Origin of the sequence: Pseudaestuariivita rosea (assembly GCF_017592335.1) — a bacterium.
Classification (GTDB): domain Bacteria; phylum Pseudomonadota; class Alphaproteobacteria; order Rhodobacterales; family Rhodobacteraceae; genus Parasulfitobacter; species Parasulfitobacter rosea.
In genome coordinates, this window is the sequence record NZ_JACNMP010000005.1 from 35,684 (window position 1) to 59,703 (window position 24,020).

Annotated in this window: 30 protein-coding genes and 1 tRNA gene; 13 read left to right on the forward strand and 18 right to left on the reverse strand. The window is 56.7% G+C overall.

The annotated features are described in order from the left end of the window. Positions 1–57: 57 nt before the first annotated feature. From H7848_RS05285 to H7848_RS05310, 6 genes are all read right to left on the reverse strand, one after another. Positions 58–435 (reverse strand): HNH endonuclease signature motif containing protein, encoded by a 378-nt coding sequence (locus H7848_RS05285; protein WP_208348722.1) that lies wholly within the window; start codon positions 433–435, stop codon positions 58–60. Positions 436–561: 126 nt separating this feature from the next. Further along, complete coding sequence (locus tag H7848_RS05290; RefSeq protein WP_208348725.1) at positions 562–1,272, reverse strand: hypothetical protein; 711 nt, start codon at positions 1,270–1,272, stop codon at positions 562–564. Then, positions 1,269–1,853, reverse strand: a complete 585-nt coding sequence (locus tag H7848_RS05295; RefSeq protein ID WP_208348728.1) for a hypothetical protein — start codon at positions 1,851–1,853, stop codon at positions 1,269–1,271. Before H7848_RS05295 ends, H7848_RS05290 begins: the two co-directional genes overlap by 4 nt. 196 nt (positions 1,854–2,049) lie before the next feature. Continuing rightward, positions 2,050–2,667 carry a hypothetical protein gene (locus H7848_RS05300; RefSeq protein WP_208348729.1) on the reverse strand — a complete coding sequence of 206 codons (618 nt, stop codon included), beginning with the start codon at positions 2,665–2,667 and terminating at the stop codon, positions 2,050–2,052. Beyond that, the gene (locus H7848_RS05305) at positions 2,664–3,062 is read right to left on the reverse strand and encodes a hypothetical protein (protein ID WP_208348731.1); all 399 of its coding nucleotides are present in this window, start codon (positions 3,060–3,062) and stop codon (positions 2,664–2,666) included. The genes H7848_RS05300 and H7848_RS05305 overlap by 4 nt, the downstream gene beginning before the upstream one ends. Then, entirely contained in the window at positions 3,059–3,457 is a 399-nt protein-coding gene (locus tag H7848_RS05310; RefSeq protein ID WP_208348733.1) for a hypothetical protein, read from the reverse strand. The genes H7848_RS05305 and H7848_RS05310 overlap by 4 nt, the downstream gene beginning before the upstream one ends. Before the next feature lie 257 nt (positions 3,458–3,714). On the opposite strand from H7848_RS05310, the gene H7848_RS05315 reads away from it, so the two are divergent. After that, positions 3,715–4,068 carry a hypothetical protein gene (locus H7848_RS05315; protein ID WP_208348735.1) on the forward strand — a complete coding sequence of 118 codons (354 nt, stop codon included), beginning with the start codon at positions 3,715–3,717 and terminating at the stop codon, positions 4,066–4,068. Between the two features lie 8 nt (positions 4,069–4,076). On the opposite strand, the gene H7848_RS20150 is transcribed toward H7848_RS05315, so the two are convergent. Genes H7848_RS20150 through H7848_RS05325 form a run of 3 tightly spaced genes read right to left on the reverse strand, consistent with a single transcriptional unit; the run spans position 4,077 to position 4,800 of the window. Next, positions 4,077–4,205: a hypothetical protein gene (locus H7848_RS20150; RefSeq protein ID WP_272874381.1), complete on the reverse strand. Its 129-nt coding sequence runs from the start codon at positions 4,203–4,205 to the stop codon at positions 4,077–4,079. Next, positions 4,202–4,552 carry a hypothetical protein gene (locus H7848_RS05320; protein WP_237072596.1) on the reverse strand — a complete coding sequence of 117 codons (351 nt, stop codon included), beginning with the start codon at positions 4,550–4,552 and terminating at the stop codon, positions 4,202–4,204. The genes H7848_RS20150 and H7848_RS05320 overlap by 4 nt, the downstream gene beginning before the upstream one ends. Further along, on the reverse strand, positions 4,549–4,800 hold the full coding sequence (locus tag H7848_RS05325) for a hypothetical protein (RefSeq protein WP_208348737.1): 252 nt from the start codon (positions 4,798–4,800) through the stop codon (positions 4,549–4,551). Before H7848_RS05325 ends, H7848_RS05320 begins: the two co-directional genes overlap by 4 nt. A 69-nt stretch (positions 4,801–4,869) precedes the next feature. Between H7848_RS05325 and H7848_RS05330 the strand changes: the two genes are divergently transcribed. The 5 genes from H7848_RS05330 (at position 4,870) to H7848_RS05350 (ending at position 7,471) form a co-directional block, all read left to right on the forward strand. Then, complete coding sequence (locus H7848_RS05330; RefSeq protein WP_208348739.1) at positions 4,870–5,175, forward strand: helix-turn-helix domain-containing protein; 306 nt, start codon at positions 4,870–4,872, stop codon at positions 5,173–5,175. Between the two features lie 224 nt (positions 5,176–5,399). Further along, on the forward strand, positions 5,400–5,690 hold the full coding sequence (locus H7848_RS05335; protein WP_208348741.1) for a hypothetical protein: 291 nt from the start codon (positions 5,400–5,402) through the stop codon (positions 5,688–5,690). Beyond that, on the forward strand, positions 5,687–5,962 hold the full coding sequence (locus H7848_RS05340) for a hypothetical protein (protein WP_208348744.1): 276 nt from the start codon (positions 5,687–5,689) through the stop codon (positions 5,960–5,962). Before H7848_RS05335 ends, H7848_RS05340 begins: the two co-directional genes overlap by 4 nt. Before the next feature lie 256 nt (positions 5,963–6,218). Beyond that, positions 6,219–6,401, forward strand: coding sequence for a hypothetical protein (locus tag H7848_RS05345; RefSeq protein ID WP_208348747.1), 183 nt, complete (start codon positions 6,219–6,221; stop codon positions 6,399–6,401). Then, entirely contained in the window at positions 6,389–7,471 is a 1,083-nt protein-coding gene (locus H7848_RS05350; protein ID WP_208348750.1) for a site-specific integrase, read from the forward strand. The genes H7848_RS05345 and H7848_RS05350 overlap by 13 nt, the downstream gene beginning before the upstream one ends. A 76-nt stretch (positions 7,472–7,547) precedes the next feature. Here H7848_RS05350 and H7848_RS05355 read toward each other — a convergent pair. The 4 genes from H7848_RS05355 to H7848_RS05370 all read right to left on the reverse strand — a co-directional run bounded on the left by H7848_RS05355 (position 7,548) and on the right by H7848_RS05370 (position 10,494). Next, positions 7,548–7,622: transfer RNA gene (locus H7848_RS05355), tRNA-Gly, on the reverse strand. An 88-nt stretch (positions 7,623–7,710) separates the two neighbouring features. Further along, positions 7,711–8,349 (reverse strand): YrbL family protein, encoded by a 639-nt coding sequence (locus H7848_RS05360; protein ID WP_208348753.1) that lies wholly within the window; start codon positions 8,347–8,349, stop codon positions 7,711–7,713. Between the two features lie 165 nt (positions 8,350–8,514). Beyond that, a complete protein-coding gene (locus H7848_RS05365; RefSeq protein WP_208348756.1) occupies positions 8,515–9,291 on the reverse strand; it encodes a phosphodiesterase in 777 nt (258 codons plus the stop codon). A 15-nt stretch (positions 9,292–9,306) separates the two neighbouring features. Further along, positions 9,307–10,494, reverse strand: coding sequence for a BaiN/RdsA family NAD(P)/FAD-dependent oxidoreductase (locus H7848_RS05370; RefSeq protein WP_208348757.1), 1,188 nt, complete (start codon positions 10,492–10,494; stop codon positions 9,307–9,309). Positions 10,495–10,627: 133 nt separating this feature from the next. Here H7848_RS05370 and ftsW point away from each other — a divergent pair, with 133 nt between their 5' ends. The 3 genes from ftsW to murC are packed head-to-tail and all read left to right on the forward strand — an operon-like array spanning position 10,628 to position 14,325. Next, positions 10,628–11,794 carry a putative lipid II flippase FtsW gene (gene ftsW / locus H7848_RS05375; protein WP_208348758.1) on the forward strand — a complete coding sequence of 389 codons (1,167 nt, stop codon included), beginning with the start codon at positions 10,628–10,630 and terminating at the stop codon, positions 11,792–11,794. 9 nt (positions 11,795–11,803) lie between these two features. Continuing rightward, entirely contained in the window at positions 11,804–12,910 is a 1,107-nt protein-coding gene (locus H7848_RS05380; protein ID WP_208348759.1) for a UDP-N-acetylglucosamine--N-acetylmuramyl-(pentapeptide) pyrophosphoryl-undecaprenol N-acetylglucosamine transferase, read from the forward strand. 17 nt (positions 12,911–12,927) lie between these two features. Next, entirely contained in the window at positions 12,928–14,325 is a 1,398-nt protein-coding gene (gene murC, locus H7848_RS05385; protein ID WP_208349004.1) for a UDP-N-acetylmuramate--L-alanine ligase, read from the forward strand. An 85-nt stretch (positions 14,326–14,410) separates the two neighbouring features. Here murC and H7848_RS05390 read toward each other — a convergent pair whose 3' ends face one another. Beyond that, entirely contained in the window at positions 14,411–15,259 is an 849-nt protein-coding gene (locus tag H7848_RS05390; protein ID WP_208348762.1) for a hypothetical protein, read from the reverse strand. A gap of 189 nt (positions 15,260–15,448) precedes the next feature. Next, complete coding sequence (locus tag H7848_RS05395) at positions 15,449–16,354, reverse strand: LysR family transcriptional regulator (RefSeq protein ID WP_208348765.1); 906 nt, start codon at positions 16,352–16,354, stop codon at positions 15,449–15,451. Positions 16,355–16,452: 98 nt separating this feature from the next. Here H7848_RS05395 and metF point away from each other — a divergent pair, with 98 nt between their 5' ends. The 4 genes from metF (at position 16,453) to H7848_RS05415 (ending at position 20,177) form a co-directional block, all read left to right on the forward strand. Further along, entirely contained in the window at positions 16,453–17,316 is an 864-nt protein-coding gene (gene metF / locus H7848_RS05400) for a methylenetetrahydrofolate reductase [NAD(P)H] (protein WP_208348768.1), read from the forward strand. 39 nt (positions 17,317–17,355) lie between these two features. After that, positions 17,356–17,844, forward strand: a complete 489-nt coding sequence (locus H7848_RS05405; protein WP_208348771.1) for a PaaI family thioesterase — start codon at positions 17,356–17,358, stop codon at positions 17,842–17,844. Between the two features lie 239 nt (positions 17,845–18,083). Next, on the forward strand, positions 18,084–19,658 hold the full coding sequence (locus H7848_RS05410; RefSeq protein WP_208348774.1) for a hypothetical protein: 1,575 nt from the start codon (positions 18,084–18,086) through the stop codon (positions 19,656–19,658). Between the two features lie 84 nt (positions 19,659–19,742). Beyond that, positions 19,743–20,177 carry a DMT family transporter gene (locus H7848_RS05415; protein ID WP_208348776.1) on the forward strand — a complete coding sequence of 145 codons (435 nt, stop codon included), beginning with the start codon at positions 19,743–19,745 and terminating at the stop codon, positions 20,175–20,177. 147 nt (positions 20,178–20,324) lie between these two features. Here the strand turns inward: H7848_RS05415 and H7848_RS05420 are convergent, their stop codons facing one another. From H7848_RS05420 to H7848_RS05430, 3 genes are all read right to left on the reverse strand, one after another. Then, positions 20,325–21,044: a metallophosphoesterase family protein gene (locus H7848_RS05420; RefSeq protein ID WP_208348778.1), complete on the reverse strand. Its 720-nt coding sequence runs from the start codon at positions 21,042–21,044 to the stop codon at positions 20,325–20,327. After that, the gene (serA, locus tag H7848_RS05425; RefSeq protein WP_208348780.1) at positions 21,045–22,640 is read right to left on the reverse strand and encodes a phosphoglycerate dehydrogenase; all 1,596 of its coding nucleotides are present in this window, start codon (positions 22,638–22,640) and stop codon (positions 21,045–21,047) included. Positions 22,641–22,725: 85 nt separating this feature from the next. After that, positions 22,726–23,880 (reverse strand): phosphoserine transaminase, encoded by a 1,155-nt coding sequence (locus tag H7848_RS05430; protein ID WP_208348782.1) that lies wholly within the window; start codon positions 23,878–23,880, stop codon positions 22,726–22,728. Positions 23,881–24,020: the final 140 nt, after the last annotated feature.

A 24,020-nucleotide genomic window follows, 5' to 3' on the forward strand; every position in this document is an offset into this window, starting at 1 on the left:
CACTCCCACGTGCGGTCCCCGCCATGCGGCCAGAATTCCTGACCCACCCCCGGTCCCTCATTTTGAGTGCAACACCTCGCGCGCCGTCTTGCGCGCATGGCACCGGTGACACAGCGGCTGCCAGTTCGACCGGTCCCAGAACAGCTTGCGATCGCCGCGGTGCGGGACGATGTGATCCACCTCGACCGCTGGCTCGATCACCCCAAGCTCCAAACAATCCACGCAATGGCAATGCCGCTGCAGATAAAGCTTCGAGACCCGATCCCACCGTTTGTCGTAGAGCGCTCGCCATCCGGCGACATCGTCCCGACCATGCACCGCGCGGTCGCGCGCCCGCTTGCGGGTCGCCGCCTTCGCCAGATGCTCATCGCACAGCGCATGTCCCACCACCGCAAGCTCCTCACAGCCCGGGTGGACGCAGATCAGTCGTTTCAATGATCAGATAACCCCAAACAAAAACGCCCGTCAGGGGGTGATGTCCTGCGGGCACATTTCCGGATGATAGAGATATGGATGCATCCGGCCGTCCTAACTGTCAACCATATTTTGTAGGATATCTGTTCAGATGCCATGCATACGCTCCAGAATGAGGCAGAAGGCCATGCGCAGACGCTTTATGGTTTTTCCGGTGTTTTGCCAGTGATGCGCAGCCAGAACCTCGCTGAGCGATTGATCCTGCAAACACACCCGATCGACGAGCACCCGATCGAAGATGGCGCGCCGTGTGAGTGCCTCACCGGATGATTTGCGCAGGATGGGCAAGGCGATGCCATTCCCAATCGCGTTGTGGAACCGGCGCAGACGTTGACGATCAGTCATATACGCCGTCAGGAAGTCCGTCTGGCCTGATCCACCGGTCTGAACATCGAAAGCCTGCGAGCACTTGACGCCTGCAGCCTCGACCCGTTCGGTGAGCGCGCCATAGGTACGGCCGGCGTCCACTTGTGCGGCGGTAAATGGAGCGGTCCCGCCACAACGCAAGGCCTGGTCAGTCATATCGTCAAAGACATCCCGCACCATACCGGGTGTGCCAGCCTTGTAGCGCTCTTCCACCTCTTTGAAGTCGTCAGTGCCCACCGGCACCATGTGCACCTCGCGCATCGATTTGACCGACCCGCGCGCGGGCGCAGGAACGATCTCATCGCTGCAATCTGCATCCACATCCCCCCGCGCTTTGACACCCGCCAACCGTCGAGCTTCCTCTTTGGCCCGTTCGGCGCGACGATCCAGACGCCCGAGGGCGTCGGCGATGTTGCCACTGTTGCGTGTCATGACGCGGTGTCCTTCGTCGCCAGATCAGCGATCCAGCGGCATTTGTCGACATCGGCCAGGCGGTTCGCCCGCCAGGCCTGTTCATCGCGGGTGATCTCACCGCCGCGGGCCAGATGCTCTTCGATCCGCTGCAACCGACGGGCGGCCTCGCCGGCCCGATCCTTGACCGTCTTGATCACCCAGGCTGTGGGCCAGCGCCGGGTCTTGCGTACCTCGGCCAGCAGCTCAGGCCCCCAACCCTCCGCCAAGGCGGTCTGTCCGACGTCATGGGTAAAGACCGCCCGGATCAGCGGTGAGGCATCATCGGCGGGCGGCTGGATCTTCAAGCTGCGCTCGAGAATGCGGTTGGCAATGGGAAAGCGGTCCCGCTCTTTGCCGCCGGCCAATTGCGCCGCCTCTTCCTCAAGGGCGGCCAGCTTGTCCTCCGCCATATAGGCCAGTTTGGCACAGAGACCGTTCAGCATCTTTTCAAAGGCGGGTTTGGTCATGGTGCTGGGTTTCATCAAGCCCCGTTGCAATAGTGGATCGATCAGCACCTGTCTGACCCGTGCTTCGCCCGCTGCCTGATCCTGCCTGTTCATCTGCCGCTCTCCTCTCTTCTCAGTTCTGCCGCTCTCTCCGCACGCGCAGGCGTTAAAAGCGGCGCGCTGCGGAAGGTTTCTTTTCCTTTCATTTCTTCTCTTTTCCTTTCAGCCGCTCGGTTTTTGGACCAAATAAAAACCGCAAAAAACTTCCGGAAAATTTTTAAAACTTCCGGCGGAAGAATTTGGGAAGATTTCACGAGGCCGTTGAGAGTGCATTCAAGGCCTCCTTGATCCGCTTCAAGGTGGCGCTGCCGCCCGGATAGGTCACATCGATCCAGTCGCTGATGGCATTGATCTTTTCGTCGTTCCCGGCGATGTGCTGGCCGCCAGGGATACTCTTGGTCAGATGCCCGGCAATCGTGCCAAGACGCTTGCGCATGCGGTCATCGGCGTTTTTGGCGTCATTCCGACGCTTGCCGTTCAATGCCTCAAGAGCGACCTCGGTGACCACCGGGTGTGCGAAGCGAACCTCACCGGTATCGCAGAGCACCTTATGCCAGTTATGGAGGGGCGAGACATCCCGTTTCAGCAGGCCTAGCCAGCGCTCGAGCGGCAGGTTCAACGCAAAGGCCAGGCTTTGATCATTGCAGGGTAGCGTACCGATCGGGGTCTCATCCTGCGCAATGCAGAAGAGATTAAAGCCGTACCAGCCGACATCCGCATCCACATTGCGACGGAACTCACTCGCCCGCCAGCGTTTGAGGTTCCACTGCAAAAAGTAATGGCTGTCCAACCGCGCGGTGGCCGAGATCGGGTATGCGGGTAGATCGCTACCATCGATCAGCTGGATATGCGGGCGCGGTCCGGTCATGGCGCGGGGGCCCGTTGCAGCGCAGCCGCCCGTGCCTGGCGATCGGCCAGCCAGGCTGATTGCACATGGGTGACATGCCGCCGGGCGGCACGGGTCAGATCGCGGACCGCATCATCATCCTGCTCATATTTGCCCATCCGCCAGATCAGCGCTGAGAGCGCCAGGCGGTGGCCCCATTTGCGCAGCTCGGCCGTGCCAGCCCGCTCACAAGCGGTCGAGCAATAGATTTGCCAGGGGCGACGGGGAACGAAGTGCTGCCCACACTCGGGCAGAAAGCAGATGCCTTGCGTCCAGAGCGGCGCGGCCAGGAGTTCGGACTGCGCGTAGACCTGGAATTTCTCCGGTTCAAAATGCCGTGCCACGGCATTCGCGCAAGGGGATGCCGGAAGGGTCATGGTGCCGAACGCCCCTTTGCGGTGCTCTGCGGGGCGCTGAGCGAGGACGCGCCAAAGCGCTCCAGATGGCGCGCATAGCGCATAGCCGCGCCCAGGATGCGTTCCTGCATGGCCAGAGAATTAGTCTTGTTTGCCCTGTTGATGTAATTCCGACCGAACCCAAGTGCGCGCGAGGCCTCGGCCAGTGAGGCAAAGCACAAAGGCCCAATCACAAAGGGCTTGGGTTGAAATTGTCCCGTTTTGCCCTCATTGCCCAGGCCACAGCGATCGAGCGTACCGGCGCGCGCATGATCCCTAACCGTGCTGGCGGTGATCCCAAAGGCCGCGGCCACCGCATGGGCATCAGCATAGATCACCCCGCGGACGTCCAGATCGGTGTAGAGGCGCTGCGTCATGATGGTGCTCTGGAAACGATACGGATCGCATAGCGCCACATACTAATATGATTAAGAAAGTGGCCTCGTCCGAGAACTTGGGAGCACAGACGAGGCCAGATGGTCCGCCACTTGGACCCGCTAGGGCGACCAGGGATTGTTTCACGCCGCCCACAGCGATGAGCATATAAAGAGGTAGTAAGAGCGACTTGTACTCGCAAGGGTGTCGTATAGGGTCTCAATGCAAAGCATACCGCCGAAACGAGAAAGGCAAATCGATGAAAAGATACTGCTTTGGTTTGGTTTTGGGGTTTATAGTGATGCCTGCAAACATTTCTGCAGACAGTTTCGTTGATGAACTTATGAGTATCAAATGCAAAGCTGCCTATGATCAGATGAACGTACGCGATGATTTGGGGATGGTTATTTTCCATTATATCGTGGGTGCAACTGCAACAATAGCTGAAAAAGATCAAAGCGTTTGGGGCGAATTTACATATACTGCCACAGCGATGGATATATCCTGCACTGAAGACCCAACACTCACTCTTGGTGACTTTCTGCGTCGATTGGGGACTGGAGAATATAATGCGCTGTTGCGCAAAATGAGGCAGATTCATTCTCTGGATTGACAAAGTCATTATTCGCCACGCCCCTTGACCCTGCGGAAAAACTTTTCCGATTTGGCCTCGAACCCATCCGCCCGCCGCCGGTAGCGATGGGCCAGCCGGCGATAGAACCGGCCAAAGATCCGCCAGAGCCAGGTCATGAGACCTCCGGATCAATGATCTCAAAGACCCGCTCGGCTCCCGCCAGTGCCAGGATCCGCAGCACATAGCGGAAATGCGGCGCATTCTGGCAGCGCAACCAGTTGCGCACGGTCTTCGGATGAATGGGTCGTTTGTCCGTGGTCAGAACCTCGGCCACCAGTTCAGAGAGATGGTTCTCCGACTGCGCTTCGGGAAAGGCTTGCCACAAAACCCGGGCAAACCACTCCCGCTCGTTTTCTTCACTCAATGATGATTTTCGATAAGACTTTTCCAATGATCCAATCCTAGGCTGCTTACATGCAACGCGAGCAGCATCGGAAAGGGTGGAGGGCGTCGCATGTTTCATGCGGCGTCCTCTTTTTGATCAACCGGCGTCAGTTGCTTGAACGAGAACAAATGCAAAGGAGGTTCATCGACGGCACGATGCTCGGACAAGTCATAAAGCGCTTTATACCAACTCGCTGGAAAACGGCCGGCGCTGATATGCGAATGAACGGTTGTGTATCCAACGCCCAGTGCAACGGCGATGGTATGATTACCACCAAGCTGTTCAGCATATTCACGAATGCAAACCATACGATGAAATAAATCCATTATTTATGGACTGTCAATGATCAGTAAAAAGAGAATTCAAAAAAAGTGGATTTGATATACAAACCTCTCATGAGATTCGACGAGAAAGAAAAGCTTTTTCGGCTTGGAGATAGTAGCCGAGAAGCCATCGCCCGCCGCCTCAGAGCGGGAAGAATGGCCACTGGCCTGAGTCAACAAGATTTTGCCAAATCAGTTGAACTCAAGAAAACCACATACAGCGCCCAGGAAAATGGTGACTCTTCGCCCTCTATAGCTGTGATGAGAGCTCTTTATCGAGAATATCGCATAGATTTTAATTATGTTCTTCACGGCGATTTTTCTCAATTGCCTTCTGACGTTCAGGATAAATTGATAGAGGCTCTTTCCTCCTTTTAGCTTCTCGTGCGTCCAGCAACCAATTGACGTTTAAACCACACCGACGCAGGAGAACACTCAGCAAGATGATAGTTCTCATGTCTCCTCCTAATGGTCGAGTGATGAGTTACTTAATCATCTTATGGTTAAATAACATCTGACAATGAGTCCAATATATTTGGACAAACACCTTTACAAGTCCAAAATAAATGGATTATGGGTTATCCAACAAAAGGAGATCAGCCATGTCCCTGCCGTTCCCGCCGCCACAGGTCGCACCGCGCCATGTCACGGCTCTGAAGTCATCTCGCGAGACACCCGCCAAAGCCAGGCCAGATGAGATCACCGACGACGGTTTGGGTATCATCCGCCATTCTCGATCGACTGGATTGCGGACCTTTTTCATGACCGGTGGCGCGCAAGCACGTGGGTACTATGCTCGAGCTGATCTGCCGTCGCGCATCTGGACTGGGCCGCATCCGACACGGCGGGCTGCGTTGCTGGCGGTTAAGGCGCAGCGCTTGGTGATTAAATGACAGCGGCGCGCGATCTCCGTCATTTGGAAGCCGCTCTGGATCTAATGGCGCGGACTGACCCGTTAGAGCGGTTGCAGTGCCTCAAGGCGCTCTGTGTCACCTACGGCCTCTGGACCATCCCAGAGCCCCCGACGCTCTACTCGCCGGTCATCTATGAAATCCAACTGTTCGGTGTCGCGGCGATGGCCAGCGATATCGAAGCGCTGCCACGCAACTGGATGCGTGCTGCGCGCAATGTCTTGGACGGTCTCGACGAAGGCCAGGCCGCATGACGTCACTTTTCCCCCTGATCCCACGTCCATCCCAAAACACTGCCTGGGATCGGGCACCTGCCAGAGGGGCACGCCCCCACCCACGTCCCAGCCCCTCTGGCTCTTTCCTTATTCCATCACTAAAACTGCTTCGGTTCGCTTCCGACAGGGCGTGCGTCACTGCCTCCACTCACGGTATCAGCACATGGCGCACGCCCATATCCACGATTTTTCAGCCTCAAATGAATAGCCCGTTTCGCCGTGTGCAGGATGGGTGATGGCTAAGACCGCATCTGTCACGGAAGCCGATATGAAGCGCGTCGTGAAGGTCGCACAGGATCAAGGCTTGCGCGTACAACGATGCATAATGACGCCAAAACGCGTGGAGTGGATCTTTAGCGATGTTGACGGCACACTGGATGCTGACGATAGTCCCAAGCCAAAGGAATGGCCCAGGTGACGGATGTGAAGGTCAATTATCCCGGCTTGTTGAAAGAACGACTGCCATCTGGCAATTATAGGTATCGCGTCCGGGTCGAGGGTAAACCCGGCAAACGGATCCGTTTGCACATCGGTCCAGATCATAAAGACTTTGCAGAACACTATCGCGCTGGCCGCGCAGGCGTAGAGATCAAGCTAGACGCCGAACCAGTCGACAACACCATCCGAGGGTCCATTGCCTGGTTGTGCCGCAAATACCTGGCTGATCTGGAAAGACAGACATTAGCCGGACTCGCATCGTCGCTGACGCTGAAAAAGAAAACGATGTATCTCAAGCGGCTTGAAAAACATTATGGCGACTATGCGATGGTGATGCCGCAAACCGAAGTTGTGGCTATCCGCGATGCATACGCCGAAACGCCCGCAGGTGCCGATAGCTTAGTTGAGTCTATTCGTTCAATGTACCGATGGGCCTGCGAGCGCGGCATCTGCGATATCAATCCCGCCATTGGCGTGGCCAAGATCGACAGAGGAAAGGGCGGGGCGAAGCCTTGGACCGTTGATGATCTTAAAAAGTACCGCGAGCACCACTGTGAAGGAACAACGCCACATCTGTGTCTGACACTGTTCATGTTCACAGCCTGTCGGATCAGTGACGCGGTTCGGTTAGGCCGTACCAATGAATTTGAACGCAACGGTATTCGCGGTTTGGGATGGCAGCCCAGTAAGAAGGGGTCGGCCTATGTGGAAATCCCGATGTTGCCACCGCTTTACAAAGCGACACGGGCCGCAACAGTTCAGGGACCAACTTACCTTTTGACCGAGCATGGCAGGCCCTTCAAAACGCCGGATTCACTCGGGCAACTCTTTCGGCGATGGTGCCGGGATGCAGGTTTGGAGGGTCGTTCTAGCCACGGCATCCGTAAAGCGGCCGGGCACCTTTTGGCCCAGGCTGGATGTTCGCAATATCAGATCATGTCGATCCACGGACACACCCAGGCGCAGACATCCGAGGTCTACACAAAAGGAGTCGAACGCTGGAAAATGGCAGCCGATGCGATGCGAACATTAGAATCGATGGAGTGGTAAGTGTCCCACGTACTATTTTTGCGTGGGACAGGTTCAGTAATAACCTGTTGAATTGCAAAAATAATATTTTTGAAAATGGAGCGGGCGATGAGATTCGAACTCACGACCCTTACCTTGGCAAGGTAATGCTCTACCCCTGAGCTACGCCCGCGTCCGTGGGTGAGCTGTCAGATATAAACAATGCGCGTGCACTGCAAGTGGAAAATTGCAATACCCGCGAAAATCTGATCGTGCGGCGGTCACATGGACAATTGACGCGTCCGGGGATCCCATGTCAGGCCGATATTCATGCTAAGTTTTCTTTGAAAGGTTTTGTTCAGCTTGTGATTGTTTATCGTCTTGCTCCAGACGTGAACCGGGACCACCGTGCGTTCGCCAAATCCGTCTATGGCGACGAAACTGTCGGTTTTGTGATCCCACACGATATTATTCGGGTGCAGATCGCCCGCAACGATGCGCAGCTGAAAAATCAGTCTGACAAAATCATTCAGTCGCTCAAGGTGATGATCGGTGAACAGACCCTTGCTTTGCAGTTGGCTCAGTTGCGGTGCAAGTGACCCGTCATCCGCCGTGATTTTTTCGACGGACAGTCCCAGTCCCTTGGTTGTGCGCACCAATCCGGCTGTCTGAACCAGCGGCAGCCGGGCCAGGTTGACAGGCGCCATTCTGGCCGCGCGATAGATCGTCGAAATCTCACGCATGTATTCCCAGGTGTAGGGCGGTTTATAGATGCGTTCCCAGAAACTGCGATCGCGTTCCTTTTGCTGGCGGCGTGGCAGGATGACCTTGATGATCTGAGTCGGATCATTCGGGTGATTATAAATCTCCCGCTTACCCCCTTGGGAAATGGGGGGGGCGTTGTCCAGATCGATCAGCATTATCTCAAGCTCGCGAAAATCACAAAAGTTACATTAATCTGTTACATTAAGGTTGTTCTGAAAGAATTTAAAGCGTGCTTGTTAATGATCCATCAGGGCCACAGGCCAGTATGTGACACCCTTAATGCATTAACGTGACGTTTGGGTAAGGTCCGCGGCAGGCTTTTAGGGCAAAACGACGTGGCGGTCGATATAGTCATCAAAGTGGATAACGACCTGATCCGCATCGGCCAGAACGACCGCCATCTGCGCAGGGCCCTCGCGCCGTTCAAGTTTTGTCGGATCACGGTGCAGTTTGATATTATAGTGACTTCCCGCCAGTGACGAACAGGGAATACCGCGCCGAATAGAGGTCGTTGTCGAATGCACGTGCCCTGTGATGATGTGGTGAACTTGCGCATGGGTGGTTAAAACATCCAGCAAGGCATCGCTGTTTTGCAGCAGGTAACGGTCCATGAAGTTATGCAGCCGGTTGATATGGTGATGGGTCACGACAATGACGGGGCGATCCGCGGCCTCAGCCAGCCGGTCCCTGATCCAGTCCAACTGCTGTGGTTCGATCCGCCCGGTCACTTCGCCATCCAGCAGGCTGTCGATCAGCAAAATGCGATAGCCGCCAGCATCTATCACCTTATCGACAAAGCCCGTTGGCGCGGCAAGATCGTCGCCAAAGACCTGCAGAAAGGTATCCCGGTTGTCATGATTGCCCAAAGTCATATGGACAGGGACGGTCAGATCGGCCAGCAGGTCCTCAAGACGCTCATAGGATGGGCGGTCACCCAGATCGACCAGATCACCGGCCAGAACGCAAAAATCTGCATCTGAATGCCGATCATTGATCTGATCAATCGCGCGACGCAGACGGTCGGCCGGATCAAGGCCTGCATAGGTCTGGCCCTCTTGCAGCAGATGCAGATCGCTTAGAACAATAAATTTCAGCATATCAATACCCATGGTTCAAAGGCTTTCTGCAATGGCCTGCCCCGCGGCCCAACCCGACGACCAGGCCCATTGAAAGTTGTATCCCCCAAGCCAGCCGGTGACGTCAACGACCTCGCCAATGAAGTAAAGGCCGGGCACCTCTTTCGCCTGCATCGTTTGCGACGATAGCGCATCGGTGCCGACACCGCCCAATGTGACCTCGGCGGTGCGATAGCCCTCGGATCCGGTTGGGGTCAGTTCCCAATGTGTCAGCAGATCGGCCAGCGCCGCCAAGGCACGATCCGACTGATCCGCCAGATTGCCGTTCAGCATCGACAGATCGACCATGTGCTGGGCCAGTCGGGCCGGCAGAATATCGGCCAGCGCCGTCGACAGATTGCGGCGCCCGGCCGTGCTGCGGCGGGTTTTCAGGGCGCTTAAAATATCCTGGTCCGGCTCCAGATGAACAGAAACCGCATTGGTTTCGCGCCAATAGGAACTGATCTGCAGGATTGACGGCCCGGATAGCCCGCGGTGGGTAAACAGCAGCCCTTCATCAAAACTGGTTCCGTTACAGGACACGCGCGCAGGTACCGAAAGGCCCGCCAGCGGCTTCAGATCGGCCATGATATCCTGCCCAAAGGTCAGCGGCACAAGGGCAGGGCGGGTATCGGTCACGGGCAAACCAAATTGCCGCGCAATCTGATAGCCGAAGCCGGTCGCCCCCATCTTGGGAATCGATTTGCCGCCGCAGGCAATGACCAGATTGCGGCATGTAAGTGTCTGCTGCCCACCGCGTTCAACCACAAGGTCGAAACCACCATCCCGCTGGTGAATGTCCTGAACGCTGGTCTGCAGCCAAAGTTCGGCCCTGGCCTGCGTCATCTCATCCAGCAGCATCCGGATGATGTCCTTGGCCGAGGTGTCGCAAAACAGCTGCCCCAACGTCTTTTCGTGATACGGAATGCCATACCGCGCGACCTGATCGATAAAATCCCACTGGGTGTAGCGGCTGAGAGCAGATTTGCAGAAATGCGGGTTTTCAGACTGAAAATTCTCAGGCGCGGCATAAAGATTGGTAAAGTTGCACCGTCCGCCACCTGAAATACGTATCTTTTGACCGGCCGCCTTGGCGTGATCAATGACCAGCGTCCGACCGCCCGAATGCGCGGCACACATCATGCCCGCGGCCCCTGCGCCAATGATCACCGTATCCCAGTCCATAGCCCCCGATTGGCGTGAAATGGCGGTTTTGGCAAGTGCTGCGCTATTTCTCTGGAATCGCAGAAGATTTGCGGGTAATGTCCCAATCAGACCTCGAAAAGAGGCGATATATGAGGCAGTTGAGCGGTAATCCATGACGGAAATGGTCTATGGCGCGGTTCCCGCGCGGGCAGGGGATCCTATTCTTCCACGCTGGTGGAGGACAATCGATAAGTTGTCGATGTCCTGTATTCTGATCCTGTTTGGCATCGGCATGTTGCTGGGTCTGGCGGCGTCGCCTCCGCTGGCGGCGAAAAACGGATTTGCACCCTTTCACTATGTCGAACGTCAGGCGTTTTTCGGCGGGCTGGCGCTGGCCGCGATGTTCTTTACCTCGATGATGACACCCAGCCTTGTGCGGCGACTGGCCGTGCTGGGGTTCATCGTGGCGCTGATCGCGGTGATGCTGCTGCCGGTCTTCGGCACGGATTTCGGCAAAGGCGCTGTGCGATGGTATTCGCTAGGCTTTGCGGCACTGCAACCGTCGGAATTTCTGAAACCCGGCTTTGTAGTCGTCGCCGCCTGGATGATTGCGGCCAGTCAGGAAATCAACGGCCCGCCGGGCAAGATGATGTCCTTTGTCATGGCCGTTATCATCGTCGCCTTTCTGGCGATGCAGCCCGATTTTGGCCAGGCCGCACTGGTGCTTTTTGCCTGGGGTATCATGTGGTTTGTTGCAGGTGCGCCGATGCTGCTTCTGGTTGGTATGGCCCTGCTGGTTCTGTTTGCAGGAACAATCGCCTATAACAACTCGGACCACTTTGCGCGGCGGATCGATGGTTTTCTGGCGCCCGATGTCGACCCGAACACCCAGCTTGGCTACGCCACCAACGCAATCCGCGAAGGTGGCTTTCTGGGCGTCGGCGTGGGTGAAGGTCAGGTGAAACAATCGCTGCCCGATGCGCATACCGATTTCATCGTCGCCGTCGCGGCCGAAGAATACGGGCTGATCATGGTTCTTTGCATTATTGCACTTTATGCCACGGTTGTCGTGCGGTCTCTGGTTCGGCTGATGCGCGAACGTGATCCCTTTATCCGCCTGGCGGGCACCGGGCTGGTCTGCATGTTCGGCGTTCAGGCGATGATCAATATGGGCGTCGCAGTCCGAATGCTGCCGGCCAAGGGCATGACGCTGCCCTTTGTCAGCTATGGCGGATCATCGCTGATTGCAGGCGGAATTGCGGTCGGTATGCTGCTGGCGTTCACACGCACGCGACCGCAGGGCGAAATCGGTGATATCCTTCTTAGACGAACGCGGTAGGGGGATATCATGAATAACAAGCCACTTCTGGTGATGGCCGCAGGTGGAACGGGCGGTCATATGTTCCCGGCGCAGGCCCTGGCCGAACAGATGCTGGCGCGGGGCTGGCGGGTGAAATTGTCGACCGATGCCCGCGGCGCGCGCTATATCGGCGGCTTTCCTGACGCGGTTGAGATCGAACAGATTTCCAGCGCTACCTTTGCCCGCGGCGGCATTTTCGCGAAACTGCTGGTGCCTTTTCGAATTTTCGGTGGTGTGATCAGCGCCACAGTGCAAATGATGACGGATCGCCCGACCGTGGTGGTCGGCTTTGGCGGTTACCCCAGCATCCCTGCGCTATCGGCGGCCTTGCTTCTGCGGCGCCCCCGGATGATCCATGAACAAAACGGTGTTCTGGGCCGCGTCAACCAATTGTTTGCCAAGCGCGTCGATGCGGTGGCCTGCGGCACCTGGCCCACGAAAATGCCAGCGGGTGTGCGGGCCTTTCACACCGGCAATCCTGTTCGCGGTGCTGTGCTGGATCGGGCCGAAGCGCCTTATATTCCGCCCGGTGACTACCCGATCAGCCTGCTGGTCATTGGTGGATCGCAGGGCGCGCGGATCCTGTCTGATATCGTGCCCGAGGCGATTGCCAGTCTGCCGGGCGATATCCTGGGCAACCTGCGTGTCTCGCATCAGGCGCGGGACGAAGACGGCGAACGCGTCACGCAATTCTATGCAAATCAGGGCATCAGCGCCGACGTTCAGCCCTTTTTCACCGATGTGCCAAGCCGCATGGCGGACGCGCAACTTGTGATCAGCCGCGCAGGCGCGTCATCTGTTGCCGATATCAGCGTGATCGGGCGGCCTTCGATCCTCATACCACTGGCCTCAGCCATCCGTGACGAACAAACCGCAAACGCCCGCGCATTGGTCGATGCGCAAGCGGCGGTTCTGATCCCGGAAAGCAAGCTGACGGTTGAAACACTGGCCGAAAATATCACAGCCATCCTGACCCAGGGCAAGGCCGCTGTTGCCATGGCGCACGGGGCTGTTTCGGTCTCGAAACCTGACGCAACGGGTGCCCTTGTGGACATTGTCGAAGAACTGGCACAAAAGACAGGATACGAAAAATGATGGACGGCGGGGCACTGATGAACGCGGCGACGAAACTTCCAACCGAGATGGGGCCGATCCACTTTGTGGGCATCGGCGGCATCGGCATGTCGGGCATCGCCGAGGTGCTGTTGAACCACGGCTACCGCGTTCAGGGTTCTGACCTAAAAGCTACGAAGATCACCGAACGGCTGACGGCCCTTGGGGCGAGGGTTTTCGAAGGCCAACGGGCGGAAAATCTGGACGGCGCTGAGGTTGTCGTGATCTCAAGCGCGATCAAGTCGGGCAACGCCGAACTGGATGAAGCACGCCTGAAGGGCCTGCCTGTCGTCCGCCGGGCCGAGATGCTGGCCGAACTGATGCGCCTGAAATCGAACATCGCCGTCGCCGGCACCCACGGCAAAACGACGACCACAACAATGGTCGCAACCCTGCTGGATCACGGCGGGATCGATCCTACGGTGATCAACGGCGGCATCATCCACGCCTATGGCTCGAACGCGCGGATGGGGCAGGGCGAATGGATGGTGGTTGAGGCCGACGAAAGCGACGGTACCTTCAACCGCCTGCCCGCGACGATTGCGATTGTCACCAATATCGACCCTGAACATATGGAACACTGGGGCGATTTCGACACGCTGCGTCAGGGGTTTCTGGATTTTGTCTCAAACATTCCGTTTTACGGGCTGGCGATCTGCTGCACCGATCACCCTGAGGTCCAGTCGCTGGTCGGCAAGATCACTGACCGCCGTGTCGTGACCTTTGGATTTAACGCGCAGGCCGATGTCCGGGCTGTGAACCTGACCTATAAGGCCGGTGTGGCCCATTTCGACATTGCACTGCAGGGCGAAGATAAGGTGATCGAGGGCTGCAGCCTGCCGATGCCCGGTGACCATAATGTGTCCAATGCCCTGGCCGCTGTCGCCGTGGCGCGGCATCTGGGCATGAAAACTTCTGAGATCCGCGAAGCGCTGGCCCATTTCAAAGGCGTCAATCGCCGCTTTACCAAGGTGGGCGAGGTCGACGGTGTGACGATCATCGACGACTATGGCCACCACCCGGTTGAGATCGCCGCCGTCCTGAAAGCGGCCCGTCAGGCCAGCGAAGGCCGCGTGATTGCGGTGCACCAACCGCATCGCTACAGCCGGTTGTCATCGCTGTTCGAAGATTTCTGCGCCTGTTTCAACGACGCCGATGTCGTGGCCATTGCCGAGGTCTTTGCCGCCGGTGAAGACCCCATCGAAGGCGCCAGCCGCGATGACCTTGTCTCGGGCCTGATCCGCCACGGCCACCGCCACGCCCGCGCCATCGTCAGCGAAGACGATCTGGAACGCCTTGTCCGCGAACAGGCCCGCCCGGGTGACATCGTCGTCTGCCTGGGTGCCGGCACGATCAGCGCATGGGCGAATGGGCTGCCAGAGCGGTTAAAGGTATAGGTCTATCGCCTGGCCAGGTCATTAATTGATCTTAGCCAGACGTTTTCCGCGTCTCAGTGGATAGACAATGGCTGGATGCAGACCATTAAACGCTGAAGCCCTTCTTAATCTTTTTATTTTCAATCACCCACTGCTGGCCTGTCGCATCAACAGCTGCAAATCTCGATAGCATGTCACTATTATTGGGATAAACATCCAAAGCAGCTGTCAACCACGCCTCTACGATTTCATTATGCGGCATACGTGCGTTATCCACTTTTGCGAAAAAACCCTTATCACCCTTTAAAACGTTGTCGACGATCCCTAGGTCTGTCATTCTGCGAAAACCGATCATTGCAGTTGAGTAAATTGCCGAAGAGGTGGCAGGAATAATAGGCGGTTCTTCAAGTGCAAATTGTGGCTTCTCTGTACTGTTTGTTCGTACCGTAGGAGGCTGGATAATAAATTTCCCAATGCTTCTTTTAGGGGCTAAGTCCGCAATCTTTGTACCATTAAAAAGACTCATCAGCTTTCTAGCGCGACTCTCATCCACGAGTGTGTTGCATCCACCCCAAAGTATAACCTTGGCAGTTGTGTAAAGGTTGAAGTCTTTAGAGTATTTGCGAAAATTATAGCTATCTAGCCCTACAACGATTTTGGTTTTATCATCACTGGTAAAATAAACACCGGCATCGTTATAAAGGGACCTCTTATACATGGCATGATTGTATAATACGTCTTCATGCCACGGGCTTCCATTGGCAAACTGATAATCTGAAAAGTGACCACCGAAATAAAGCCAATTGCCTTGGGATGTGAAAAAAGACTTCATCGCTTTCATGGACGGTTTGGGAAGACGTATCGATACACTGCATGTCATGCCAAGTTTTTGGCAACCCTCTTCCCATGTTACTGCATCGCGGCGTGTGCCAAGACATAAAGTTGAATATTTCATTTGGCTAATCCCATGATTTATTTTCGATTTAGATGTTTGTATAAAAACTTGGTATTTTGTTATTTTCAAAATTCCTGAATTGCAAATCGTATCTATGGAAATGCGAACTAGCTTATGTTTGATTTTTCAGTGTAGAGACGGATAGTGCCGAAGTATTCATCTTAGCGTTAAGGAAACTGTGCAAAAAGATCACGCCCGCTGCAGTTTCACCGCCTCAGTACGTGCCAGTCGGATCAGATGCGCCATGAAGGGCTTCGTCGTCTCATCCGTTCGTGTTGCTGCGTACAGCCGGCGGGTGATACCATCAGCAGTCAGTGGGCGGGTCACATAATCTGAATTATACTTCACCTCGCGCACCACCCAGTCGGGCAGAACCGCCACGCCGCGGTTCGAAGCCACCAGCAACAAAATCACCGCCGTCAATTCAACCTGACGGATCGCAGCCGGTTCGATCCGCGCGGGCATCAGAAGCTGACTGAACACATCCAGCCGCGCCCGATCTACCGGATAAGTGATCAATGTCTGACCGATAAAGTCCCGTGCCTCGACATGGCTCTTCTGCGCCAGAGGGTGCTGGCTGGAGGCGACAAAAACCGGCGAGTAATCAAAAAGGGGTGTGAAATCCACCCCCTGCAAATCCTCGGGGTCCGAGGATACAACCAGATCGACCTTTTCCCGTTGCAGCGCGGGCAGGGCATCAAAGGCCAGACCGGGCAGAATATCCACGTCGACATCCGGCCAGGCCTTGCGGAATTCCTCCAAAACCGGAAACAGCCATTCAAAGCAGGCGTGGCATTCAATCGCGATATGCAGCCGTCCTGATTTGCCCGACTGAAGCCCCGCAAAGTCGGCCTCAAGTGCGGCCATCTCGGGCAGGATCCGCTCGGCTGCGGCCAACAGCTTCATGCCTGCCGCCGACAGTTTCAGCGGCTTTGACCGGCGCACGAAAAGCTCAACGCCCGCCTGTTCCTCAATCCCCTTCACCTGATGGCTCAGCGCCGACTGCGTGATGTTCAACTGTTCGGCCGCCTTGGCCAGACCGCCCGTGTCATGAATGGCCTTTATTGTGCGCAGGTGACGGAACTCAATATGCATATCTGCGTTCGACTCATAGTTATCTTGAGAATTATGAGGTTGTTTCATCTTTGCCCAGATGCGACAAGAGCGAAACCAAAAACGACTGGATCCAGCAGATGCGCCCGCAGATATCGTTCGAATTCTTCCCGCCGAAATCGCTTGAGGCCTCATTCCGGCTTTGGGATACCGTGCAAACCTTGTCGCCCTTACAGCCTGAGTTTGTATCGGTGACCTACGGCGCCGGGGGCACGACCCGCAAACTGACGCATGAAGCGGTGGATGCCATTCACAAAACCAGCGGCCTGAATGTGGCGGCACACTTGACCTGTGTTGATGCAACACGCGCTGAAACCCTTGAAATCGCTGAAAGTTATGCCGCATCCGGTGTCACCGATCTGGTGGCGTTGCGGGGCGATCCGCCCAAGGGCAGCGGGCAGTTTACGGCACATCCGGAAGGCTTTGCTAATTCCTGTGAACTGATCGAGGCCCTGGCCCAGACCGGAAAATTCAACATCCGTGTCGGTGCCTATCCCGAAGCCCACCCCGAGGCCGCCAGCACCCAGGCCGATGTCGATTGGCTGAAGCGCAAGGTCGACGCGGGTGCCCATTCGGCCATCACGCAGTTTTTCTTTGAGGCCGACACATTCTTCCGATTCCGCGATGCCTGCGACAAGGCGGGCATCACCGCGCCAATCCTGCCGGGCATTCTGCCCATTGAAAACTGGAAAGGTGCGCGAAAATTTGCCCAGTCCTGCGGCACCAGTATCCCGCAGTGGTTGGATGAAGCCTTTGAAAAGGCTGAACGCGATGACAGGCAAGATTTGCTGGCCACGGCCATCTGCACGGAACTGTGCAGCGACCTGTTGGACGGCGGTGTGGAACATCTGCATTTCTACACGCTCAATCGTCCCGAGCTGACGCGCGATGTCTGTCACGCCCTGGGTGTCACACCGGAAGTGCGTCTGGAAAACGTCGCATAAGGCACATAGTCTCTGCCTGAAACCAAGGCGGAGACACCCATGCTGAAAGCCCAAACACCCCAGGACCTTGCCAGTCGCGAAACGCTTTTGTCTATGTCGGGGCTTGAGGCGATGCAGGCCTTTCGTGACGGCACGCTGCCCGGCCCGCCGATTGCCCATCTGATGGGCTATGCCATCCACACTGTTGAACCGGGCCACGTCACCTTTCGCGGGACACCTGGCTTCGATGTGTTGAACCCGATGGGCACCGTTCACGGTGGCTGGTACGGCACGCTTCTTGACAGTTCCATGGCCTGCGCCGTGATGACGACGGTGCCCAAGGGGTCGATCTACACAACCATGGAATACAAGATCAACATCGTCCGCAGCATCCCCTTGGGCACGGAAATCGAAAGCAGCGGGGTCGTCAGCCACGCAGGCCGTTCCAGCGGTATCGCCACAGGCGAAATTCGTGGAGTTGAGGATGGAAAGCTTTATGCCACAGGGTCAACCACTTGTATTATAATGAAGATAGATGAGGGCAGCTAGCGCTGGCGACCTTACTGTAAATGAGGGCAGCGACCGTCCGCGGGTGGGCGTGAAGCGCCCGCCCATGGGGGGCGGTCGGGCGCTGCCCGGTGCTACTCACCGGGCGGGATGGTTGGGCAGAGCGTCTCGAAATTTCAGGATTATGCGCCAGATGTGTTTTCAATAATCAACCTCACACTGGCTTTTCCAGCCATCGCCGATTACCCTGATCCCCGTAACGATCAGGCCATAAGATTTAAATGAATATCCTCAAAGATTTTGCCCCCCTATCGCCCGCCGAAGAAAAGCTGCTGGCCGAATGCGCCAGCCCGTCGCGCATCACCATCGGCGACGGCGAACAGCCCATTGAAAACACGCCCGACCTGACCATCCGCGCCGATCTGATCCGCGCACTGATCCTGGGCGAAGACCCCAAGCAGAAATTGCACGACAAGGGTATGCGCCTGCGCGGCGCCTGGATCACCGGCCCGCTGGACCTGCAGGGGTGCGACCTTACCCAGGATATCACCCTGACGCAGTGCACGCTGGACGCCGATATCTCGCTCATCAATACACGCCTGCGGGGGCTGCACCTGACGGGCACAGGGGTCAAGGGCATCTCGGCCGATAATGCCAGCTTTGGCGGGTCGCTTTATCTGCGCGCAGACACCCGTGTCGATGGCGAAATCAGTCTGGCGGGCGCGCGTATCGCCGGTGACCTGCAGCTTTGCGGGGCTCAGATCAACTCACCCGATCAGGATGCGGTCTTTGCCCCGTCGCTGCGCGTCGAAGGGTCTGTCTTTCTGGGCAACTACCCCTATTCCGACGGCCAATCGACGCTGGCTGTGACGGGCACATTGTTTTTCGCGTCAGCCCATGTGGCCCACGACTTTTTCATCACCAACACCAGCATCACCCTGACCGAAGGCATCCTGGGCGAAGGCGTCTTTGACGGAACCGAGGAACACGGCCGCGACATCGCCCTTAGCCTGGCCCGCGCCCAGATCGGCGGTATACTTTATTTCAAAGACAATCAGATCAGCCAGGGCATCGTGAACCTGGCCGGGGCCTCGGCCGACAAGCTGAAAGACGAACCCGAAGGGCCCGGCGTGGGCTATCCCATCCGCCTGGACGGATTTCGTTATAGCGACTTTTCCCGCCACACCGATACGGGCGTGCAGGCGCGTCTGCACTGGCTGGACAGACGGCCCGAGGGCATGCCCTTTACCGCCCAACCCTATGAACAACTGGCCAGCGTGTTGCAGCAGTTGGGCCACCGCAACGATGCCCGCATGGTGCTGATGCGCAAGGAACGCTTGCTGCGGCGCGAAGATCGCATTCTGTTTCGTGACAAGAACGGGCGGGGTGTGCGTTGGGCCATGATGTGGCTGTCCGACACGATCCTGCGCGTCATTGTCGGTTATGGCTACAAACCCGGTCGTGCCGTATTGTTTGCGGCCCTCCTGATCATGGGGCTGGGTCTGTTTTTCCAGAAAACATGGGATGCGGGCGACATGACGCCCAATGCGGCACCCATCCTGGTGTCACGCGACTGGATCGCCGCCACCGAAATCGCGCCGGGCAACCCGGGCGCCTATTGGTCACAGCCGGGGCAGGCGGGTCAGGATTGGGAAACCTTCAACGCCTTTGCCTATGCCGCCGATCTTGTGATCCCGCTGATCACCTTCGGCCAGGAAAATGCCTGGGCGCCCTCGACCTCTCGCAGCCCATGGGGCCGTGCGGGCTGGTGGATCAGATGGTTCGCCAAGGCCATCGGCTGGATCGTCACCGCCCTAGCCGCCGCAGCCCTGACCGGTTTGATCCGGCAAGAGTAGCGGCATAAACTGGACCAGAAATCTGGCTATTCCTGTCATAATCAATCATGGTAGTCTGGTCCATAAAACATCAGGATCAGCACCATGCCATATTACGCCCTGACCATGCTGGCCGCCGGGATCGGCATCCCCGTGTTGGCCGCGTTGAACGCGGCCCTTGGCACCCGCATCGGTTCCCCCGCCGCAGCCGCTTTCGTTCTGTTCATCGTCGCGCTACTGGCCACAACTGCTGTCATGGTCATCACCGGGCCTCAGGCTTTGACGCGTCTTTCCGGTACGCCCAAACATCTGCTTCTGGCGGGCCTGCTGGTGGCGTTTTATGTCTTGTCGATCACCTACATCGCGCCGCACTTCGGGGTCGGCAATGCGGTGTTTTTCGTCTTGCTGGGCCAGTTGGTATCCGCCGCCGTCATCGACCACTTTGGACTTTTCACGGCGGTTCAGACGCCGCTTAGCCCGACCCGCGCATTGGGCATCGCGGTCATGGCGTTGGGTGTTTTCATCACGCAAAAGGTGTGATGCATAAATGTGCAAATTACACATTTATTTTGGATCGTTTTGGCAAAAATGTGCATATTACACATTTATTTTACCTAAAAATCGCGAATTTGAAGAGAAATGTGCAAATTGCACATCTTTCTTGTGTTCGTAAAAACTACAATAAAATCAAACCGCTAAGCGCTGGCGCCCGTTGGCCGTAAGCATCCAGCTTTCATCGCCTTCAAACACCACGGGTACCAATGGCCGACCGTACCCCGCACCCCCGTCCAGATCGATGCGATTGCCAAAATGTTGTGGAAAATCAAGGGCCGTATGCCCGTGGATAATCAGTTTTTCATGGCGTCCCTCATGATCGACAAAGCCTTGCCGGATCCACAGCAGGTCTTCCTCTTTCTGCTGTTCCATCGCCACGCCCGGGCGGATGCCCGCATGGACAAACCGTAGATTTTTATAGTCTTTCCAAAGCGTTAGGCTTTCCAGGAACGCAATATGATCTGCGGGAACGGCCTCCAACGCCTCGGCATGCAGATCGCCCAACCGCCGACGCTCGGTCGTTTCAATCCCGTAAGACGCCAGCGTCGCCAAACCACCCAACCGTTCATGCAACCAATGCAGATCAATGAACAGATGCGGGTCCTGTCGCGGGTGATCCTGCAGGAACCATTCGAACATGCGATCATGATTGCCTTTTAGGCAAACCCATGATTTTCCAGCATTAATTCCGTCGGACAGCAGTTGCAAAACACCCCTGCTGTCCGCGCCGCGATCCACATAATCCCCCAGAAAGACAACCTGAGCGTCCGAGCCGCCATCGGCGTAGATCAGTTCCAGGGCCTGTTCCAGCATGCCCAACTGACCATGAATGTCGCCGACAGCGTAGATCATCTAATTTACCTCAAATTGCAGCGGTTTGACCTGCCGAAACTTGCCCGTCGCGCTGAGTTTGTCCAGTACGTCCTGCGGTACGGCCTCATCCACATAAAGCAGCGCAATCGCCTCGCCGCCCACAGCTGACCGACCCAGGGTAAAGTTCGCGATATTCACACCGTTCTCGCCCAGGGTCTGCCCCAAAAGTCCAATGATTCCAGGAGTATCCTCGTTCGTGGTATACAGCATATGCGCGCCCACTTCGGCGTCGATATTGATGCCCTTGATCTGGATAAAGCGCGGTTTGCCGTCGCTAAAGACCGTTCCGCCGATGGACCGTTCGCGCTTATCCGTGACGACGGTGACCTTGATATAACCCTCAAACGCGCCCGACTGATCCTGACTGGTGGTCGAGATCTGAATGCCGCGTTCCTTTGCGATCACGGGGGCCGACACCATGTTCACATCCGGATTGGACTTTTTCATGATTCCCGCAACGACAGCGCAATTCAGCGCCTCAAGGTTCATTCCAGACACTTCACCGTCATACAAAATATTGATCGCCTTGATCGGTTCGTCCGTCATCTGCCCGATGAACGATCCCAGATGCCCGGCCAGTTTGACCCAGGGGCCCATGATCTTGGCCTCTTCGGCGGTCACCGATGGCATATTTAGTGCGTTGGTCACAGCCCCGGTCAGCAGATAATCCGACATCTGTTCGGCCACTTGCAGCGCGACATTTTCCTGCGCCTCGGTCGTGGCCGCGCCCAAGTGCGGGGTCACAACGACATTCGGCAGGTTGAACAGGGGGCTTTCGGTGGCGGGCTCAACCGCGAAGACGTCGAAGGCGGCACCCGCCACGTGGCCGGATTTCAGGGCTTGGGCCAGGGCCTCTTCATCGACCAGACCGCCGCGGGCGCAGTTGATGATCCGCACACCGGGCTTGGTTTTGGCGATATTCTTAGCCGATATAATATTTTTTGTCTGATCCGTCAGCGGCACATGCAGCGTGATAAAGTCAGCTTTTTCAAGCAGTTCGTCCAGTTCGACCTTTTGCACACCCATCTTGTCGGCCTTTTCCTGACCCAGATAGGGATCATAGGCCATGACCTTCATTTTCAGACCGTGGGCGCGATCACACACGATCCCGCCGATGTTACCAGCCCCAATGACACCCAGGGTTTTACCGGTCAGCTCTACCCCCATAAAACGGGATTTTTCCCATTTACCGGCGTGGGTTGAGGCATTGGCCTCAGGAATTTGCCGCGCCACGGCCATCATCATGGAAATCGCGTGTTCGGCGGTGGTGATCATGTTGCCGAAGGGGGTGTTCATGACGATCACACCCTTTTTGCTGGCGGCTTCCCGATCAACGTTGTCCACACCGATCCCGGCACGACCGATGACCTTCAGATTATCGGCCGCGGCCAGGATTTTTTCGGTGACTTTTGTGGCGGATCGAATGGCAAGGCCGTCATATTGGCCGATGACTTCCAGCAGTTTTTCCTTGTCTTTACCAAGGTCTGGCTGGAAATCCACATCGATCCCGCGGTCACGGAAAATTTGTACAGCGGCATCGCTGAGTTTGTCGGAAATAAGAACTTTGGGGGCCATTTGGGGCTCCTATCTTTGAAAGTGGGCGCATCCGGACCGCTTTGGACCCGTCTTTAGATCGGGGTCCGCAACGGTCGGCATGCGATCAGGCTGCTTGAGAGTGTGCTTCGATTTCGGTGGCAAAGGCCCATTCGAGCCAGGGCAACATCGCCTGGATATCTGCGGTCTCAACCGTGCCGCCGCACCAGATCCGCAGACCGGCGGGTGCATCGCGATAGGCGCCGATGTCCAGCGCGATGCCTTCCACCTCAAGCCGTTTGGCCACGGCTTTCGCGAAGGCGGCGCCATCAGTGATCCGGTCATCGGTGAACTTCAGGCAGACCGAGGTATTGGACCGGGTCGCGGGATCGACCGCCAGATTATCAATCCAGTCGTGCCTGTCACAAAAATCCCAGATGGCCTGCGCATTGGCGTTGGCGCGTTTGATCAGCCCAGGCACACCGCCCACGGATTTCGCCCAATCGAGGGCAAATAGGTAATCCTCAACACACAGCATCGAGGGTGTGTTGATTGTTGCACCCTCAAAAATACCGTCGATCAGTTTGCCACCCTTGGTCAGGCGGAAAATCTTGGGCAGGGGCCACGCGGGCGTATAGATTTCCAGCCGCGTGACGGCGCGGGGCGACAGGATCAGGATGCCATGGGCCGCTTCACCGCCCAGCACTTTTTGCCAGCTAAAGGTCGTCACATCCAGCTTATCCCACGGCAGATCCATCGCAAAAGCGGCCGAGGTCGCATCGCAAAGCGTAAGACCCGCGCGATTTGCAGGGATCGCATCGCCATTCGGCATTCGCACACCCGAGGTCGTGCCGTTCCATGTAAAACACACGTCCTGATCATAATTCAGCGCCGCCATATCGACGATTTCGCCGTATTCGGCCGTGTGAACGGTATGTTCGATTTTCAACTGCTTGACGGCATCGGTGACCCAACCGGCGCCAAAGCTTTCCCAAGCGACCATCTGCACAGGCCGTTCGCCCAGCAGTGTCCACATCGCCATTTCATAGGCGCCGGTGTCCGAGGCAGGCACGATCCCGATCTTGTAATCCGCAGGCACGCCCAGAACCGCGCGCGTTGTCTCAATCGCGTCTTTCAGCTTGGTCTTGCCCACAGCGGCGCGGTGGCTGCGGCCAAGGGCAGCATCCTGTAAGGCGTCCAGAGTCCATGTGGGGGGTTTGGCACAGGGGCCAGAGGAAAAACGCGGATTTACCGGCCGCGTCGCCGGTTTTTGCATAGCCATGTCTGCTATCCTTCCAGATAAGCGCCCTTCGTTGGGGAAGGGTGTCCCACGGACGCCTCTACGGAAAACCAATAAAAAAAGCAATAAATAAAAGGGCCTGTTGTGCAGATTTCTGCGAATCAATGCAGAACAATGCAAGA

Bases quoted from the DNA above. Each gene is read 5' to 3' on its own strand.
- H7848_RS05295 (WP_208348728.1), bottom strand. From the start codon at position 1,853: ATGAACAGGCAGGATCAGGCAGCGGGCGAAGCACGGGTCAGACAGGTG.
- H7848_RS05370 (WP_208348757.1), bottom strand. From the start codon at position 10,494: ATGGACTGGGATACGGTGATCATTGGCGCAGGGGCCGCGGGCATGATG.
- H7848_RS05405 (WP_208348771.1), top strand. From the start codon at position 17,356: ATGCTGAAAGCCCAAACACCCCAGGACCTTGCCAGTCGCGAAACGCTT.
- H7848_RS05300 (WP_208348729.1), bottom strand. From the start codon at position 2,667: ATGACCGGACCGCGCCCGCATATCCAGCTGATCGATGGTAGCGATCTA.
- murC (WP_208349004.1), top strand. From the start codon at position 12,928: ATGAACGCGGCGACGAAACTTCCAACCGAGATGGGGCCGATCCACTTT.
- H7848_RS05360 (WP_208348753.1), bottom strand. From the start codon at position 8,349: ATGCTGATCGATCTGGACAACGCCCCCCCCATTTCCCAAGGGGGTAAG.
- H7848_RS05345 (WP_208348747.1), top strand. From the start codon at position 6,219: ATGGCTAAGACCGCATCTGTCACGGAAGCCGATATGAAGCGCGTCGTG.
- ftsW (WP_208348758.1), top strand. From the start codon at position 10,628: ATGACGGAAATGGTCTATGGCGCGGTTCCCGCGCGGGCAGGGGATCCT.
- H7848_RS05365 (WP_208348756.1), bottom strand. From the start codon at position 9,291: ATGCTGAAATTTATTGTTCTAAGCGATCTGCATCTGCTGCAAGAGGGC.
- H7848_RS05330 (WP_208348739.1), top strand. From the start codon at position 4,870: ATGAGATTCGACGAGAAAGAAAAGCTTTTTCGGCTTGGAGATAGTAGC.
- H7848_RS05320 (WP_237072596.1), bottom strand. From the start codon at position 4,552: ATGAAACATGCGACGCCCTCCACCCTTTCCGATGCTGCTCGCGTTGCA.
- H7848_RS05410 (WP_208348774.1), top strand. From the start codon at position 18,084: ATGAATATCCTCAAAGATTTTGCCCCCCTATCGCCCGCCGAAGAAAAG.
- H7848_RS05380 (WP_208348759.1), top strand. From the start codon at position 11,804: ATGAATAACAAGCCACTTCTGGTGATGGCCGCAGGTGGAACGGGCGGT.
- serA (WP_208348780.1), bottom strand. From the start codon at position 22,640: ATGGCCCCCAAAGTTCTTATTTCCGACAAACTCAGCGATGCCGCTGTA.
- H7848_RS05325 (WP_208348737.1), bottom strand. From the start codon at position 4,800: ATGGATTTATTTCATCGTATGGTTTGCATTCGTGAATATGCTGAACAG.
- H7848_RS05390 (WP_208348762.1), bottom strand. From the start codon at position 15,259: ATGAAATATTCAACTTTATGTCTTGGCACACGCCGCGATGCAGTAACA.
- H7848_RS05290 (WP_208348725.1), bottom strand. From the start codon at position 1,272: ATGACACGCAACAGTGGCAACATCGCCGACGCCCTCGGGCGTCTGGAT.
- H7848_RS05340 (WP_208348744.1), top strand. From the start codon at position 5,687: ATGACAGCGGCGCGCGATCTCCGTCATTTGGAAGCCGCTCTGGATCTA.
- H7848_RS20150 (WP_272874381.1), bottom strand. From the start codon at position 4,205: ATGACCTGGCTCTGGCGGATCTTTGGCCGGTTCTATCGCCGGCTGGCC.
- metF (WP_208348768.1), top strand. From the start codon at position 16,453: ATGCGCCCGCAGATATCGTTCGAATTCTTCCCGCCGAAATCGCTTGAG.
- H7848_RS05420 (WP_208348778.1), bottom strand. From the start codon at position 21,044: ATGATCTACGCTGTCGGCGACATTCATGGTCAGTTGGGCATGCTGGAA.
- H7848_RS05430 (WP_208348782.1), bottom strand. From the start codon at position 23,880: ATGGCTATGCAAAAACCGGCGACGCGGCCGGTAAATCCGCGTTTTTCC.
- H7848_RS05395 (WP_208348765.1), bottom strand. From the start codon at position 16,354: ATGCATATTGAGTTCCGTCACCTGCGCACAATAAAGGCCATTCATGAC.
- H7848_RS05415 (WP_208348776.1), top strand. From the start codon at position 19,743: ATGCCATATTACGCCCTGACCATGCTGGCCGCCGGGATCGGCATCCCC.
- H7848_RS05315 (WP_208348735.1), top strand. From the start codon at position 3,715: ATGAAAAGATACTGCTTTGGTTTGGTTTTGGGGTTTATAGTGATGCCT.
- H7848_RS05350 (WP_208348750.1), top strand. From the start codon at position 6,389: ATGGCCCAGGTGACGGATGTGAAGGTCAATTATCCCGGCTTGTTGAAA.
- H7848_RS05335 (WP_208348741.1), top strand. From the start codon at position 5,400: ATGTCCCTGCCGTTCCCGCCGCCACAGGTCGCACCGCGCCATGTCACG.
- H7848_RS05310 (WP_208348733.1), bottom strand. From the start codon at position 3,457: ATGACGCAGCGCCTCTACACCGATCTGGACGTCCGCGGGGTGATCTAT.
- H7848_RS05305 (WP_208348731.1), bottom strand. From the start codon at position 3,062: ATGACCCTTCCGGCATCCCCTTGCGCGAATGCCGTGGCACGGCATTTT.